This window comes from Photobacterium phosphoreum, from assembly GCF_002954725.1.
Taxonomy (GTDB): Bacteria; Pseudomonadota; Gammaproteobacteria; order Enterobacterales; family Vibrionaceae; genus Photobacterium; species Photobacterium phosphoreum.
On sequence record NZ_MSCQ01000001.1, the window covers coordinates 2580794 to 2596576 of the forward strand.

16 protein-coding genes are annotated in these 15783 nt (G+C 37.4%); 8 read left to right on the forward strand and 8 right to left on the reverse strand.

What is annotated here, in order from left to right; translation table 11 throughout:
* Positions 1–9: 9 nt before the first annotated feature.
* Positions 10–480, reverse strand: a complete 471-nt coding sequence (gene secB / locus BTO21_RS11410) for a protein-export chaperone SecB (RefSeq protein WP_045028894.1) — start codon at positions 478–480, stop codon at positions 10–12.
* Between the two features lie 130 nt (positions 481–610).
* Positions 611–1048: a rhodanese-like domain-containing protein gene (locus tag BTO21_RS11415; RefSeq protein WP_045028892.1), complete on the reverse strand. Its 438-nt coding sequence runs from the start codon at positions 1046–1048 to the stop codon at positions 611–613.
* Between the two features lie 373 nt (positions 1049–1421).
* Here BTO21_RS11415 and gpmM point away from each other — a divergent pair, with 373 nt between their 5' ends.
* Together gpmM and envC are read left to right on the forward strand one after the other, a co-directional pair.
* The gene (gene gpmM, locus BTO21_RS11420) at positions 1422–2963 is read left to right on the forward strand and encodes a 2,3-bisphosphoglycerate-independent phosphoglycerate mutase (protein ID WP_045028890.1); all 1542 of its coding nucleotides are present in this window, start codon (positions 1422–1424) and stop codon (positions 2961–2963) included.
* Between the two features lie 7 nt (positions 2964–2970).
* Positions 2971–4263, forward strand: a complete 1293-nt coding sequence (envC, locus tag BTO21_RS11425; RefSeq protein WP_065194022.1) for a murein hydrolase activator EnvC — start codon at positions 2971–2973, stop codon at positions 4261–4263.
* Between the two features lie 48 nt (positions 4264–4311).
* Here the strand turns inward: envC and BTO21_RS11430 are convergent, their stop codons facing one another.
* Entirely contained in the window at positions 4312–4989 is a 678-nt protein-coding gene (locus BTO21_RS11430) for a TetR/AcrR family transcriptional regulator (protein WP_045028885.1), read from the reverse strand.
* A 307-nt stretch (positions 4990–5296) separates the two neighbouring features.
* Here BTO21_RS11430 and lpxM point away from each other — a divergent pair, with 307 nt between their 5' ends.
* Positions 5297–6250 carry a lauroyl-Kdo(2)-lipid IV(A) myristoyltransferase gene (gene lpxM, locus BTO21_RS11435; protein WP_045028883.1) on the forward strand — a complete coding sequence of 318 codons (954 nt, stop codon included), beginning with the start codon at positions 5297–5299 and terminating at the stop codon, positions 6248–6250.
* Positions 6237–7424 carry an O-antigen ligase family protein gene (locus tag BTO21_RS11440; RefSeq protein ID WP_045028881.1) on the forward strand — a complete coding sequence of 396 codons (1188 nt, stop codon included), beginning with the start codon at positions 6237–6239 and terminating at the stop codon, positions 7422–7424. Before lpxM ends, BTO21_RS11440 begins: the two co-directional genes overlap by 14 nt.
* Positions 7425–7462: 38 nt before the next feature.
* Here BTO21_RS11440 and BTO21_RS11445 read toward each other — a convergent pair whose 3' ends face one another.
* From BTO21_RS11445 to BTO21_RS11460, 4 genes are all read right to left on the reverse strand, one after another.
* Positions 7463–8551 (reverse strand): glycosyltransferase, encoded by a 1089-nt coding sequence (locus BTO21_RS11445; protein WP_105026800.1) that lies wholly within the window; start codon positions 8549–8551, stop codon positions 7463–7465.
* Complete coding sequence (locus BTO21_RS11450; protein WP_045028877.1) at positions 8548–9663, reverse strand: glycosyltransferase family 9 protein; 1116 nt, start codon at positions 9661–9663, stop codon at positions 8548–8550. Before BTO21_RS11450 ends, BTO21_RS11445 begins: the two co-directional genes overlap by 4 nt.
* A gap of 107 nt (positions 9664–9770) precedes the next feature.
* Positions 9771–9959 (reverse strand): hypothetical protein, encoded by a 189-nt coding sequence (locus BTO21_RS11455; protein ID WP_045028875.1) that lies wholly within the window; start codon positions 9957–9959, stop codon positions 9771–9773.
* Positions 9960–10045: 86 nt separating this feature from the next.
* Positions 10046–10321, reverse strand: a complete 276-nt coding sequence (locus BTO21_RS11460) for a glycosyltransferase family 25 protein (RefSeq protein WP_170064507.1) — start codon at positions 10319–10321, stop codon at positions 10046–10048.
* Between the two features lie 343 nt (positions 10322–10664).
* On the opposite strand from BTO21_RS11460, the gene BTO21_RS11465 reads away from it, so the two are divergent.
* Complete coding sequence (locus BTO21_RS11465; protein WP_045028871.1) at positions 10665–11756, forward strand: glycosyltransferase family 4 protein; 1092 nt, start codon at positions 10665–10667, stop codon at positions 11754–11756.
* Positions 11757–11803: 47 nt separating this feature from the next.
* Here BTO21_RS11465 and BTO21_RS11470 read toward each other — a convergent pair whose 3' ends face one another.
* On the reverse strand, positions 11804–12826 hold the full coding sequence (locus BTO21_RS11470) for a WavE lipopolysaccharide synthesis family protein (protein ID WP_170064508.1): 1023 nt from the start codon (positions 12824–12826) through the stop codon (positions 11804–11806).
* A gap of 255 nt (positions 12827–13081) precedes the next feature.
* Between BTO21_RS11470 and BTO21_RS11475 the strand changes: the two genes are divergently transcribed.
* Genes BTO21_RS11475 through BTO21_RS11485 form a run of 3 tightly spaced genes read left to right on the forward strand, consistent with a single transcriptional unit; the run spans position 13082 to position 15758 of the window.
* A complete protein-coding gene (locus BTO21_RS11475) occupies positions 13082–13465 on the forward strand; it encodes an HAD hydrolase family protein (RefSeq protein WP_105026802.1) in 384 nt (127 codons plus the stop codon).
* Positions 13456–15042: a capsular biosynthesis protein gene (locus tag BTO21_RS11480; RefSeq protein ID WP_045031847.1), complete on the forward strand. Its 1587-nt coding sequence runs from the start codon at positions 13456–13458 to the stop codon at positions 15040–15042. Before BTO21_RS11475 ends, BTO21_RS11480 begins: the two co-directional genes overlap by 10 nt.
* A complete protein-coding gene (locus tag BTO21_RS11485) occupies positions 15039–15758 on the forward strand; it encodes a glycosyltransferase family 2 protein (RefSeq protein WP_065194012.1) in 720 nt (239 codons plus the stop codon). The genes BTO21_RS11480 and BTO21_RS11485 overlap by 4 nt, the downstream gene beginning before the upstream one ends.
* Positions 15759–15783: the final 25 nt, after the last annotated feature.

The following is a 15783-nucleotide window of genomic DNA, read 5'->3' on the forward strand; positions in this document are numbered from 1 at the left end:
TTTTACAAATTAAGCTTCTGAACTTGCAGTATTTGCTTCAGCTTGGTTTTCTAGGTAGTTCATGAATAAAGCATCAAAGTTTACTGGTGCTAGGTTCAATTGTGGGAACGTACCTTTAACCACTAGGCTAGAAATTGTTTCACGTGCGTATGGGAACAAAATGTTAGGGCAGAATGCGCCAAGACAATGTGCAAGTTGTGGTGCTTCCATTCCAGCAACAGTGAAAATACCACCTTGCTGTACTTCACATAGGAATGCATTCTCTTCTTCGTTCTTAACCGTTACGGTTAGGCGAAGTACAACTTCATATACACCTTCAGCTAATTCACGGCTTTGAGTATCAAGATCCAATTTCACATCTGGGTTCCATTCTTTTTGGAATACGTCAGGTGAGTTTGGCGCTTCAAAAGACACATCTTTTAGGAATACGCGTTGAATTTGGAAGTTTTGTTGTGCTTCGGTATTTGCTGCTTCAGCCATTTTTGGAGTCCTTTATAAATACTCGCTACCACGAGCTATTAATTATACTAGCAACTGTGCATTCCACAGGCTGCATCAATTTATATCGTCATTTCACACCCAAGCGGTTGCAAAATCACATCGAATAAAATTATTTTTTCTTACTTGCAACAAGCGGTAAGTTAGCTTCATTCCAAGCAATAAGACCGTCTTTTAAAACGTTAACGTTAGTAAAACCATCTTTACTAAGCTGGTTTGCAGTCTCTTGTGCCGTCTGACCCGTCTTACATATAACAATAATTGGGGCTGCTTTGTGTTTTTCAAGCTCTGGCGTGTTTTGACGTTGAATTTGGCTTGGTAAAATGTGAACTGAGCCTACAATATGACCTTTACGGAATTCATCACGATTACGGATGTCAAGAAAAACACCCTCTTCGTTATTCACTAACGTGGTCGCTTCATTAATACTAATTGTTTTATATTTGGCGTTTTTCTCTTTTACCATCATGCTAATTAGCGCAATCACGATACCAATCCAAGCCAATGATAAAACAGGGTTACTAGTTAGAAATTCAATATATTGATGCATTTAATTTACTCTGTTGTCATGGTTCGCTATTGCAAGCCATGCTATTGCGGTCTAAAAAAATGACTGTGAGTATACCTAGGTTGCTGATCTTGTAACAGCGTCCTTGAGTATAAAAGCTTATTGACCGATGACCTATCAGTGAAATAGAAAAAAACTGTGACCTAGGACTTACACTTTAATCAATAAATGCCTATATTCGACACAGACTATAAACAAGCAGTCCATGATTTAGTTGCATCTACCGCTACTGCTTTAATGTGCTTTTGTAGTAAAATCATGATAATTATTATCGCAATTACCTTAAACAGCGCTTAGTTCACCAAGCCGCTTAAGGTAATTGATGTATTTTTATTAATTCGAAGAGGGACTGAATATGTCTGCGAAGAAACCACTTGCACTTGTTATTTTAGATGGCTGGGGCTACCGCGAAGATAACGCTGATAACGCGATTGCGAACGCTAACACACCCGTAATGGATGCGTTAATGGCGAACAATCCTAATACGCTTATCGCAGCGTCAGGCCTAGAAGTAGGTCTACCTGAAGGCCAAATGGGTAACTCTGAAGTAGGTCATACTAATATCGGCGCTGGCCGAGTAGTATATCAAGATCTTACTCGTATCACGAAAGCAATTGGCGATGGCGAGTTCTTTGAAAATGAAGCACTGGTAAATGCAATTGATAAAGCTGTAACTACAGGCAAAGCCGTTCATATTCTTGGCTTAGTTTCTCCAGGTGGCGTACACAGCCACGAAGACCACATTGCAGCCGCGATTGAAATGGCCGCTAACCGTGGCGCCGAGAAAATCTACCTACACGCATTCCTTGATGGCCGTGATACACCACCACGTAGCGCACAGCACTCTCTTGAGCGTTTCGATGCCTTATTTGCAAAACTAGGTAAAGGCCGTACCGCTTCTCTAGTCGGTCGTTACTACGCAATGGATCGTGATAATAACTGGGATCGCGTCGAAGTTGCTTATAACCTACTTACTGCTGCAAAAGGTGAATATACTTTCGCTAATGCAACTGAAGGTCTAGCTGCCGCTTACGAGCGTGGCGAAAACGACGAGTTCGTTAAAGCAACCGAACTACGTACCGAAAACCAAGAAGCGGCATTCATTGCTGATGGCGATAGCGTTATCTTCATGAACTACCGTGCTGACCGTGCACGTGAAATCACTCGTACTTTCGAGCCTAACTTCACTAGTTTTAAGCGTGCGCAGTTCCCACAATTAGCTGACTTTGTGATGCTAACCCAATATGCAGCAGACATTGCACTGACCACTGCGTTTGCACCTGCAAGCCTAGAGAATACCTTAGGTGAGTGGCTATCGAAAAAAGGTAAAAAGCAGCTACGTATTTCTGAAACAGAAAAATACGCGCACGTTACTTTCTTCTTTAACGGTGGCAAAGAAGATGAGTTTGAGGGCGAATCTCGCTCACTAGTTGCTTCACCAAAAGTAGCCACTTACGATCTTCAACCTGAGATGAGCTCACCTGAGTTAACTGAAAAACTAGTTGCTGCCATTAAGAGCGGCGAGTTTGACGTTATTATCTGTAACTACCCTAACGGTGACATGGTTGGTCACACTGGCGTTTACGATGCTGCAGTTAAAGCATGTGAAGCACTAGACAGCTGTATCGGTCAAGTTGTTGCTGCAATCAAAGAAATGGATGGTCAGTTATTAATTACTGCCGACCACGGTAACGCTGAAATGATGGTTAACCCTGAAACAGGTGGTATCCATACAGCACACACTAACTTACCAGTACCATTAATTTACATCGGTAATAAAGACCTCGATCTTAAGCCAAACGGTAAACTATCTGATCTAGCCCCAACTATGCTATCGCTAACAGATATCGAAATCCCTGCAGAGATGTCTGGTCAGGTGCTATACAATCTGAAATAATTATCCCATGCGGGATATTATCAATAGACACCTCAACCTAAAAATCCGCGCCAGTGCTTTATGCACTGGCGCTTTTCTATGCGTGGTATTTGCAGCCCCATGTGCAGCATCCAGTCAAAAACAGCTTGATGGCGTAAAACAGGAAATATCACGCCAAAAAAATCAGCTCGACAGTAAACAGCAAAACTATGCTGTCTTACAAAAACAACTTAAACAACACGAACTGGATATCGCTCAAACTGCCAATAAAATCCACCAAACTAATGACTTGTTAACCCAAATAACACAGTCAATCACTAGGCTCGAACAGCAACAACAGCATCTACAACAACAGCAACAGCAGCAACTTGGCGTACTAAAAACCTTAATTAATGCACAATATCGTCAAGGTAATAACAGTGATATCGCCAATCTTCTCAGTGGCGAAAACTCGGCTAAATTAGATCGTATGACAACCTATGCCGAGTATGTTAGCAAAGCACGTGCTACTGCCATTGATGCACTCGATGCGACGCAAACAGAACTACAACTAAAAATTCATACCCTTGCTGAGCAAAAAAATGAACACCAACAAGTACTCGCCGAGCTTAATCAGCAAAAGCAGCAACTTGATGGTCAACAGCAATCACGTCAACTAACGCTCAATAAAATCAAATCGCAAATTCACACCAGCACTGAAGCATTAGCAGACTTACGCTCTGATGAACAAGACATGTTGGCAGCGATTGCAAAAGCAAAAGCACAAGCCATCGCACGCGCAAAAGCAGAAGCCGAAGCACGTGCTAAAGCAGAAGCAGAAGCTCAAGCCCGAATTGTCGCCGCCAAAGAAGCCAAAGCGAAAGCGATTGCAGAGGCGCAAGCGAAACAACTCAATGCTCGTTACGCTAAAATGCAAGTTCCTATGGATGGCTTATCCAGCCACAAAGGTAAGCTAGTATGGCCGTTGCGAGGTCCTATCCTGCACAACTATGGTGCGCCATTACAGCGTGAACTACATTGGAAAGGGATGGTGATCAGTCAACCGATTGGTAGCCAAGTAAAAGCGATTTACTCAGGTAAAGTAGTATTTGCTGATTGGCTACGGGGTTACGGCTTAATGATCGCGATTGATCATGGTAAAGGTGATATGAGTTTCTATGGCTATAACCAAACCTTACTCAAAAAGATTGGTGATACCGTTCAAGCGGGCGAACCGATAGCCTTAGTGGGTGACAGTGGTGGCCAAGAACAACCAGGATTGTACTTCCAGATCCGCCGTAAAGGCACCCCGGTTGATCCGCGTCCATGGTTAACACGCTAAATTAACCTCTAAAACAAAAAGGTTGGTCATCAGACCAACCTTTTTAAATTACAATTCACTGGTAGTGATCTTTTGTTGTTGTTCTAAATACTGTTGTTCTTGTTCTAAATAATAGTGCTGCAATGTTGTTACCCGCTGCTGACCAAGCTCGGTCGCCAATGGTCGCACAATATTCAACATCTGTTGTACACCATGATAAATCACGGTTTGGGTAATTTTAGCACCTGCTACCTGAGTGGTTTGATAACTGATCCATGATGAAGCCACCAGTTTTAACGTATCTGCCAATACTTTCAGATCAACATCCGCTAATGCCAACAGACCTGCATCACGAAAATTGATCATTATTTGACTGATATTCACTTGCAGCTGAGTTTGCACCGCCAAATATTTATTTTGTAACGCCGCATCTCGACGTAAAATATCGGGTAAATTGGCATAGAAAAAACGGTAACGCCACATCAATAGAAACACTGCATCAAGATAGCGCAATAAACTGTCTTCGATGGTTTCAACGACATCCAGTGGCTCAAAACTAACTTTTAAATCAATGGCGTACTGATCAAAAATACAATGAATAATTTGCTCTTTATTACGAAAGTGATAATACAAATTACCGGGACTAATCCCTAAATCAGCAGCAATATGATTGGTGGTCACATTAGGCTCACCGTGTTCATTAAACAACGCCAATGCTGCATGAATAATTCGATCGCGGGTTTTCATTTTATTATCATCCTTCGCCCTTGCATTGAATATAATGTTATCATAATTTGATGTTTATCATCTTAGTGAGGCAATAAAATACATGCCTTTATTTAATCCTAGAAATAGCAATCATCTTCATCAAATGAATAACTTATCAATATTGATACATAAGACAAATAGTTAGGTAGGTTGTCATTTTCTCTACTGTTTAATAAAGGTAGAATATATGTTGATAACCGCAATAATAACTAAGTCATAAGCACTCAAATACATTGTGGCATCATCTTCGCCAACACTATAACTTCGTGAGATAGACGTAATTTATATGACTAAAAACCATTACGACAAGCAAGCCTACAACCCTCAGTTTGAGTGGTCTTTTGTGCATCCGCGTTATTGGGGAACATGGCTCGCAGTTATGATTGCCTCACTATTGAGCTTACTGCCTCATGGTGCGCGACGCTCACTAGCGACTATTTTTGCAAAGCAAGCTATCAAACTTAAAAGTGGTGCTAATCATCGTGCACGCGTGAACCTTAAAATGTGCTTCCCTGAAAAATCAGATGCTGAACGCGAACACATTTTACTGCAAAATTTAATCACCGCGGGCAGTTTTCTATCGGGCTTCGCCTCACTCTCGGTCCGTAATAAAACATGGCTTGAGCAACATACGGTTATTCGCGGTATGGACAACCTCACCAGCCTCACTGAGCAACAACAAAGTGTAATTTTATTAGTACCGCATACATGGGCAATTGATATTCCAGCAGTACTACTTGCTTCGCGTGGGTTACCTGTATCGGCGATGGCAAAAAAACAAAAAAACCCCGTTTCAGATTGGCTAATGCATCGCCAACGAGTGCAATACGGCGGCCGTGTTTATGAACGCAGTGGTGGTATTAAACCGTTTATTAAATCAGTGCGTGAAGGCTATTTAGGGTATTACCTACCCGATGAAGATTTAGGCCCAGAACACAGCGTATTTGTGGATTTCTTTGGCACCACCAAAGCAACCATGGCTGGATTGGGGCGATTATCAAAATTAAGCCGCGCTAAAATTGTGCCGCTATTTGCAATGTACAACAGTGAAACGGGTATGTATGAGTTGGATTTTTATCCTGCCCTGCCCTTCCCTGCAGAAACCGAAGAACAAGATGCAAGGATGATGAATCAATGTATTGAACAGTATGTTAATCAACGTCCAGAACAATACATGTGGATTTTACGTTTATTGAAGACACGTCAAAATAATGATGAGAACCCTTATGCTAAAAGGTAAATTAACGCTATTATTAACTATTCTTCCATTTACTTGGATGGTCAGTGGACAATTCGTATTTAATAATGGTGATAAAATATTAGTTATTTTAACTCTCATTTCTCTTTTTACAATATTATTCAATTATGGTTTAGAACCATTTAAAAAAAACATTAAAAATAACAACTACATATATATGCTAATAATTTTGTTATTTATCTCTGTTATTTATAATGCTATATACCACTCTGACATTATTAATGTCCGCTCTACTTCATGTATTATTCTTTATTTTCTTTTTATTCCATCTGATTTTATTACAAATAAAATATTAGCATATAGCACATTAATTGGCAGTATTTGTGCAGCAAGCTTTGCATTTTGGCAAAAGAATGTTTTGCATTTAGACCGAGCTGCATGGCAATTAAACGCAATTCCGTATGCTACCTGCTGTTTAATATTAATGATAGCAGCTATCATGATTGGTATTATATATAAAGAAAAAAAAGAAATTCTCTTTACTTCTATATTATCAAGTTTGATATCTTTTTATGCTCTTATTTTATGTGATACACGAGGTGTTTTAGTTGCTGTCTTCGTCATTTTTTTATATTTACTTTTCTATGTTTTATCCACAAAAACATCTGTAAATATAAAAATAACGATTATTACCGTTTTAGTTGTTATAACAACCATTGGGGTATATTCAACAAGAGAGCGTCTTATCCATGATACGATTCAAGGATTCACTCAATATGAACAAGGTAATGATATCTCAAACACTGGCTCTAGAATAACCATGTGGAAAGCAGGTCTCTTACTTATCCCTCAGAAGCCAATAACTGGTTTTGGTAATAACTTTGAACCAGCGATGACAAAACTATACCAAGAGAAAAAAATAGGCGCTCAAATTTACAACTTAAAGCTACTACATTTTCACAATCAATTTATTGATATAACAGTAAAATATGGCGTTATAGGTCTATTATTATTAGTACTATTTCTGTTGTTTCCTTTTTACCTTATATCTCAGAAACAATACTCAAAAGAAAGTAAATTAGCGATACTTCTATTAACACTTGGTGTCGTCATTAGTGGATTAACCGATGTACCACTTGAGCACAAGCAAGTTTTTGTCTTATATGTGGTTTTCATTTATATGTTTTTAAAGAAACCATACCAAATAAAAGCATAAATAATAAAGGCACCGATTATAACTATGGTGCCTTTCTCTTAATTAAAGCTAGAAAACAATCGTATATATTGTTTAGCAATTTTGGTCGACTCAAATTTAATATATACCTTTTCAAAATCTAATGCTGCGTCACCTAATAATAACTCATCAATTTTATTAGCAATATTTTTAGGTTCCGCTTCCTTAACTAAATAGTTTCTCAGTTGACCAGTCATAATTTCAGCTGGCCCTGAGTAGCAATCAACACTTACGATTGGTGTGTGACAAATTAATGCCTCCACTAATACGTTACCAAATCCTTCTGTTTCTGAGGTCAGTATTAACGCCTTAGCTTTTTTTATTATAGCGAATGGGTTATTATAAAATGGCAATATAAAAACTTTATTACTAACGCCTAATTTATTAATCAACCTTAATAAAGAATCTTTATACTCAGCACAACCATCACCAATAATTAATAGCTTTACTTCTTTATTAATTAAAGCATAGGCATTAATTAATAGTTCTAGCCTTTTTTCTGTTGCTAGTCGTCCAACATAGCAAATATAATCATTTTTTAAAAAAAACTCATCTAGTGGTTTTTCTGATAAGCTCTTTATTTCATCAATCGCAAATGGATTATAAATAGTTGTAATACTCAGGTAAGAGCTTGTAATTGATGAAATAAAATCAGCCATGCCTTTAGAAACACAAATGATATGCTTTTTATTGACCTTTTTTGATAGCTTTAAACGATATTTTATTTTTTTAAGATAATTTTTACTTTCATAACTTGTTTTATCACAACTATGCTGTTGAATAATAAAACGAGGATCATCAAGCACAGAAACTATATTAATAGTATCACCATGAGCACATAAAATAGCATCAAACCTATGCTTTAAATCTTCTTTATACAACCACTTTGAAAAAATTGGCGCATATTTTATTATTTTCTTATATTTTATTTCTTTAGGGATATTAAGTACATGAACATTTATATCAGTTCCTATTTCCAACTCTTTTTCTGCATCTAAACAAATAAAGTCACATTGATGCCCTAAGGTAATAAATTCTTTAGCTAATCGTAAGGCGACAACTTGCACGCCTTCGATTTTCAAATCCCGTAAAAAAAAACCAATTCTCATGCTAATGCCTTTAAGATAGTTGCGCGGGCCAAAACTAAATCCGACCAGTCAAACTCATGTACATGGACACAATCATTATCGCTGAAAGGTTTACGATTAAGCAAACGCTGCGAATACTTCCCTAAAGGCTTCCATTCTTCATAATTTTGCATATTGTGACGATAAACACCAATCACTGGCTTATTGAGTGCCGATGCCATATGTACCACAGCTGTGTCTGGAGTAAAGGTAAAATCAGCAATATCAATAATAGCCAATGACACCTCAAAACTTGCAGAAAAATCAGGTGACAAAACCATATCATCTTTTACTGACGCGACTAAACGCGCAATAAATTTATCTTCTCCAGGCGTTGGTATAATAACCAATAAATCATCAGGAAACTGCCGCCGCCATTTACAGATCAACGTCTTCGCATGCTCAAATGAAAAACGACGATATTTACTTGAGCCAAAAAAATTAATACCAACCACATGTTTAAACTTTTGTTGTGATTGATTAATCAATTGCTGTAAAGCAACTAGCTGCTGACTAAATTCAGCAATAGGTAACTGGCATTGCTCATCAATAGGTTGAGATATAAGTAGTTTGGCGGCGGCAATATATCGATCTTTAAAATGGACATATTGTGATGCAACTTCAACATCAAATAAATGATATTGTTGTTTATTAAAGCCAAGATAATGCTTTGCTTTAAACTGAGAAGATAGGCACAAATCTTTATGGCTACAATTCGTACCAAGATCGACAAATAAATCAAACTTACCTATATTATTGGCAATTATTTTCTTTCTCTGTACTTTACTATAAAGAATATAGTCATCAACAGGAGCGGCTTTCTCTAACCATAACTTTGTCGTGGCACCAGTTAAAACGGTAATATGAATATCAGGACGATATTGACGTAAGGCCTTAATGAAGCCACCGCACATAATGGCATCACCTAACTTATTATCCCAACGCAAGAGCAAGACGGATTTGATCTTCGATGATTCAAAATCTATCTCTTGTACGCGCTTATCGTATACCACTCGATAAATATCAAGTTTTAATGCTTTCACTTTATTACGGATTAAACGCCATCCCGCCTTTATTTTTTTTACACCATTCATATAACAGTTCAGCCGTCGCAAATATATAAATATAAATTATGAATAACAACACTAAAAATCAGTTTGAATCATAATAGCTATCGAGACGTTATATTAACTAACGCACATCAGAAACTAGAATATAATCGTGTATTAATTTTTTCATTCTTACTTGTGGCTGCATCATTTTTTTGCTTACGGCAACCTATCGTAGAATGTTTATCACCACCAGGTTTTACTGGTGCCGAATCAAGTCCATAAATCGCTTGTTGATGCAAATATGTATTACGAATAAACACATCTACAGGTAAGACCATTTTATTGCTTGCTGACAAAAATTCATGCGCATATTATGGTATAATAAAATAGCAGGTTATACATTGAGGTACCTTTAAAAACTTAACTAACTTGACCTCATTCTGCTAGGCAACTGAATAAAAAAATTTTGTTTTCCATGGCTCAGTCGAATAGAATGGTGCTTATTTGTCCATAATTCAGCCGCTTCAATTAACGCACAAAAATCATATCGAAGAATAAAATCATCTTCAAGAACAACAGGCTGATCAAATTTAATAACTTGTTGCCAAGCTAAAATATGACTCGCGTAACGGCCTAACTCTCCAGCCAAAGCTTTACGGCCCCGATGACGAATAAAGCCATTTTCATCATAACTCTGCAACAAAGGGATCAAGCCCTAACCGACCATCAACAGCATCAATAATATCATAGCTAATCCCATATCTCTTGAGTATCGCCTCTGCATTATTTCTTCTAGTTATTGAAGAAGCGAGACTAATAAGAAGTACTTTCATCATATCCTTTTAAATCACTCATTGTACTTATCAATAGTAAAAAATAGTGGTGACTTTACTATCTGTAATAACTAACTGTTACTTAAAAAAGTAATTATCTACACTATAAAAATTCAAACCAATATTTCATAATGTTTTCGTGTATTGTAACCTATAAAAAATGTCTACAAGCGCTTATCAACTTCTTCTTACTAAATATTGAGATCTACAATGAAAATAATGGTATTCAGTTCATACATGGATGCATGGAACAGCGTTAGACCTGAAGCTGAAATGATCATTGCAATGGCACAACAAGGCCATCAAGTGACAGTTGTAACTCAAGGTAATGCTGATTATGTAGCCCGCTTTCACGAACAAGGCATTAAAGTTATTGATGGATACCCAACCAAAAAAATATGCTGTGACACCATTAAACTTCTTCGCCATGAGCTTAAACAAAACCAATACGATATCGTTTATGCGACCAATTCACGGACCATTCCAAATGCAGCCTTTGCTTGTATCGGTTTTCCTGCCACAAAACTCGTGACTTACCGAGGAACCGTTGGCGGTTTATATCGCCATGATCCTAGCGCGTATTTAACCCACCTTCATCCACGCGTGAATGGTATTTCATGTGTGGCAGATAAAGTACGAGAGGATGTCGTTAAACAGGTGTGGTCCAATAAAAATAATGTTGTTGCTATTCACAAAGGCCATAATCTGTCCTGGTACCAAACTCAAGCAGCCGATTTAAGCGCCCTAAATATTGCCGCCGATGACTTCGTTATTATTTGTGTTGCTAATGCACGTCCAAGTAAAGGTGTACATATACTATTAGAAGCAATGCAGTACTTAGAGAAAAAACCTAATATTCATTTATTACTGGCAGGGCGTGGTATTGATACTGCCGCAAATCAACAATTAGCCCAACAAGCGCCTTACCCTAATAATATTCACTTTCTTGGCTACCGCACGGATGTACCGGAATTAATGGCAGCAGCTAATGTACAAATTCAACCCTCCGTCAGTGGTGAAGGTCTACCGAAAACTGTCATTGAAGCAATGGCAATGGCTGTACCTTCAATTGTTACAACTACGGGTGGTAATGCTGAAATAGTAAAGGATGGTGTCAGTGGATTTGTGGTTGAAACTAATAATGCTCACGTGATTGCCGATAAGATTCACTATATTTATCACCATGCTACAGAAGCAAAGATCATGGGATTAAAAGCGCAACACTATATAACCACTACGCTTTCTGTTGAAAATACAGCACAGCAACATCTGGCATTTTTTGAACGCTTATTAAAACAATAAATTATGGTAAAAATCCTATTATGATCCTGTCACGATTACTGGCAGGATCATTTATTATTAAGTACCACTTTTTTCTGTCGTTGTTGTAATCGACGTTTGTTTTCAATACGTGCTGGAAAAACATATAAGCAGCGTTGTAAAAATAATTTACATTGAGAAAATACAGAATATTGAAGTTCAAAACTAGGATCACAATATTTTTTATAAAGTTGCTGCCACTCTTTAAATTGCCAATGCGCCACTTTACCTTTTGTTCTTGATACCCGTGCTTTTTCAGCAAATTTACGACATAAACCTATGCCAACTTGCTGTGGATCTGCGATAACAAAATTATTAGCAAAACAACGATCAGAAAAAAGTTGTTTTTCTAAGTTATTATCAAGCAATCCATTTAAAGAAAAACTCGGATCAAATTTTTGCATTGCTCGAATAAATAACATCTGGGTACAATCAATTGAATAATCAGGAAAACCCATATTATAAGGACAGTCCTTGGTCGCAATAAAATCCTCAATTAAGGGCATATTCCAACAAGCAATAACATCCTCTGTTCGACCAAAATAGAAAAAATCACTCATATGAAAAACGACGGGTGATCCCTTTGCATAACGTCGAGTAAAGGTATTAATCACTACAACTTTTTCATTGAAAAAACGAGCTTGCTCACATCGCTTTGGAAAATCTTGCTGCAAATCAAGAAACGTATCAGAAATCAAATAATTGTCACTACGTAACTTCATCGTATAAGGTGTTGTAACATGATGTAACCCACTCAGAGTTGAGATGATTTGACGATTATTATTAAACGTTTGTGGTGTACCATCTACATTATAAGCACGTATATTGGTTCCAGGATCATCACATAATACTAACTGGTCATAATCTAAATCGGTAAGATCTTGATTGTGCCAAGTCGATAGGATTATCTTTGCTCCCGGTAAAAATTGACGTACAGAGCTCAAGCACTTTTGGGTGATCCCTAACTCTTGCTCTCTATCACTAAAAGTTTGAACTGGCCCTTGAACCACAACAGTTACATCTTTAGGGCTTATCTCTTGTTTGTTATTCATTACCAATCCACTGTTTAATACTCTTTAATTAATCACCACATATCACTACGTATTAAATACCTCGCTCAAGAGTGAATTATATTTTAACTGATAACAACTAGGTATCCTAGTTAACATTGGTATCTTTAGTTATTATAATTTGCATCTATTTAAATGATGATAAAATTAAAAAATTACCAACATAATTGTGTTGAAGTTTTACTGTTGCCGTTAATAATACGGAAAATAAACTTATAAAAAGGTACATAACACATCATGAAAAAACTGGTTATCGATCTAGATGGAACACTAACAACAGCAAATACCACTGATTATCGACTTGTTTCACCTAACATGGATGTCATAAAAAAACTAAGAGAATACCAACAGCAAGGATTTAGTATTACTATTTTCACAGCTCGTAATATGCGTACTTATGAAGGCAATATTGGAAAAATAAACATTCATACCTTACCAATTATTGTAGAATGGCTCGAGAAACATAGCGTACCTTATGATGAAATCATCGTTGGTAAGCCTTGGTGTGGCCATGACGGTTTCTACATTGACGATCGTGCGATTCGCCCTTCTGAATTTGCCTCACTTTCAGTGGATGAAATCAACAGCTTACTTGATAAGGAAAAAATAAAGTGTTCTTGATTATGTCAGCAGCCTATGTTGATCAGGATTTAAAATCTGAATTTGGCAATATACCACCCAGTTTATTACCACTTGGAAACCGCCGCTTATTTCAACATCAAATCGCTGCGGCACCTAAAGGAAAAGCACTTTACCTTAGCTTACCTGAATCTTATGATTTACCAGAAATCGATGCCAAATGGCTTCAGCAACACAAAGTTACTGTACTCTCGATTCCAGATAATATATCGCTAGGGGCTTCACTGGTTATTGCATTAAATCTTATCGACAAACCAATCAATACCAGCCTTGAAGTATTGTTTGGCGATACGCTAATTTCACCGCTACCTACCATTGAAAACTCAATTACGGTCTCTCAAGTAGAAGATAGCTACAATTGGTCAGCTGTAACAAATAACAAACATCATTGGATTCAGAACGTTGATAACGATCTTGATCATACTAAAAATAATGTTGTTAGTGGCCATTTTCACTTCAGTCAACCACGCCAACTTCTTCGTTGTATAACCCAAAGCCATTGGGACTTTCTTGAAGGCTTAAATCGCTACAACCAACAGATAGGTTTAACCACTGTTCGTACTACTAACTGGCTCGATTTTGGCCATGTAAACACTTATTATCGTTCAAAAGCGAAGTTCACTACCCAACGCGCTTTTAACCAATTAAAAATATCACCCGAATGGTGTGAAAAAAGCAGTATCAATGAATTAAAAATTCAGGCTGAAGCGAATTGGTTTGAGCATTTACCACCAATGATGCGTAATTATATTCCTCAATATATGGGTCACTATGAGGAACAAGGTATTTTCAGCTATCGTCTTGAGTACCTTCACCACACAGCTCTGAATGAACTGTTCGTTTTTGCTAATTTACCTTCTGTTATATGGTATCAAATCATTAATAGTAGTTTATCTTTTTTAACTACATGCCAGCAGCATTTACAGCCGAATGATCAACCAGCGGCATCATTGCAACAATTATTTGGTGAAAAAACATCACAACGTCTCAATGATTTTTGCCAAGAACGTGATTTTTGTTTAACGACAACGTGGTGTTATAACAATCAAGACCATATTTCATTACAACAATTGGTCACTGACAGTCATCAATACCTCCCCAAGCCTGCGGCGGTTGCAACTATCATGCATGGTGATTTTTGTTTTAGTAATATTTTATATGACTTTAGAACCAATCGTATAAAAACCATTGATCCTCGCGGAATGACACCTGATGGCACAATGACATTATTTGGTGATATTCGTTATGATTTAGCCAAATTAAGTCACTCAATTCTAGGGTTATATGACTGGATTATTGCGGGCTATTATCATGTTGACATTACCGATAACACGATAAACTTTAGCGTTGCTGGTTTCGAACAACATCAAGAAAATCAACAAATTTTCATTGATTTAGTAAATGATAAATTTCACCTATCAGCAGTGAATTTATATGCAATGCAAATTCAATTATTCTTATCAATGTTGCCTCTCCATGCCGATGACCCTCGTCGTCAAGATGCTTTGATGGCTAATGCATTCCGCCTTCACCAACTAATGGTAGAACATACTTTATGATCGTTATTCCAATGGCAGGATTAAGCTCGCGTTTTTTTAATGCTGGCTATACTCAACCCAAATACATGCTAGAAGCTCACAATCAAAGTTTATTTGATCATGCAGTAAAAAGCTTTGAGGCGTTATTTGAAATAGAGTTATTTGTGTTTATTATTCGAGATGTTTACCACACTCGTCAATTTGTTGAAGCACGTATTGCAGCTCTTGGTATCAAGCAGTTTCATATTACTGTTCTTACTCAAGAAACTCGCGGTCAGGCGGAAACTGTAGCCCTTGGCCTTGCTGACATTGACTATCAAGGTCCAATTACTATTTTTAATATTGATACCTTCCGCCCACATTTTAACTATCCCGATCTGACGTTATTAGGTGATGGTTACTTAGAAGTATTTGAAGGTAGTGGTGATAATTGGTCATTTGCTAAACCGGCACAAGTAGGCTCGACACAAGTTATAGAAACAGCAGAAAAAAGATCAATATCAAACCTTTGCTGCACTGGTCTTTATTATTTTACAGATATCAATGACTTCCATTATGCCTATAATAACTATATTTCTCGGCCAATAACTGAATGGGAAAAAGGCGAACTTTATGTCGCCCCACTGTACAATCTTCTGATCCACGAAGGTAAAGAAATCCATTATCATCAGATAGATCGCGAGCAAGTGATTTTTTGTGGTGTTCCCCAAGAGTATCTCGATTTTTTAAATCAGTAATTAACTCACACCCATCACACAGCCT

Coding starts and splice junctions, on each gene's coding strand:
- BTO21_RS11465 (WP_045028871.1), top strand. CDS start 10,665: ATGAAAATAATGGTATTCAGTTCATACATGGATGCATGGAACAGCGTT.
- BTO21_RS11485 (WP_065194012.1), top strand. CDS start 15,039: ATGATCGTTATTCCAATGGCAGGATTAAGCTCGCGTTTTTTTAATGCT.
- secB (WP_045028894.1), bottom strand. CDS start 480: ATGGCTGAAGCAGCAAATACCGAAGCACAACAAAACTTCCAAATTCAA.
- lpxM (WP_045028883.1), top strand. CDS start 5,297: ATGACTAAAAACCATTACGACAAGCAAGCCTACAACCCTCAGTTTGAG.
- BTO21_RS11475 (WP_105026802.1), top strand. CDS start 13,082: ATGAAAAAACTGGTTATCGATCTAGATGGAACACTAACAACAGCAAAT.
- BTO21_RS11470 (WP_170064508.1), bottom strand. CDS start 12,826: ATGAATAACAAACAAGAGATAAGCCCTAAAGATGTAACTGTTGTGGTT.
- gpmM (WP_045028890.1), top strand. CDS start 1,422: ATGTCTGCGAAGAAACCACTTGCACTTGTTATTTTAGATGGCTGGGGC.
- envC (WP_065194022.1), top strand. CDS start 2,971: ATGCGGGATATTATCAATAGACACCTCAACCTAAAAATCCGCGCCAGT.
- BTO21_RS11415 (WP_045028892.1), bottom strand. CDS start 1,048: ATGCATCAATATATTGAATTTCTAACTAGTAACCCTGTTTTATCATTG.
- BTO21_RS11455 (WP_045028875.1), bottom strand. CDS start 9,959: ATGGTCTTACCTGTAGATGTGTTTATTCGTAATACATATTTGCATCAA.
- BTO21_RS11440 (WP_045028881.1), top strand. CDS start 6,237: ATGCTAAAAGGTAAATTAACGCTATTATTAACTATTCTTCCATTTACT.
- BTO21_RS11450 (WP_045028877.1), bottom strand. CDS start 9,663: ATGAATGGTGTAAAAAAAATAAAGGCGGGATGGCGTTTAATCCGTAAT.
- BTO21_RS11445 (WP_105026800.1), bottom strand. CDS start 8,551: ATGAGAATTGGTTTTTTTTTACGGGATTTGAAAATCGAAGGCGTGCAA.
- BTO21_RS11430 (WP_045028885.1), bottom strand. CDS start 4,989: ATGAAAACCCGCGATCGAATTATTCATGCAGCATTGGCGTTGTTTAAT.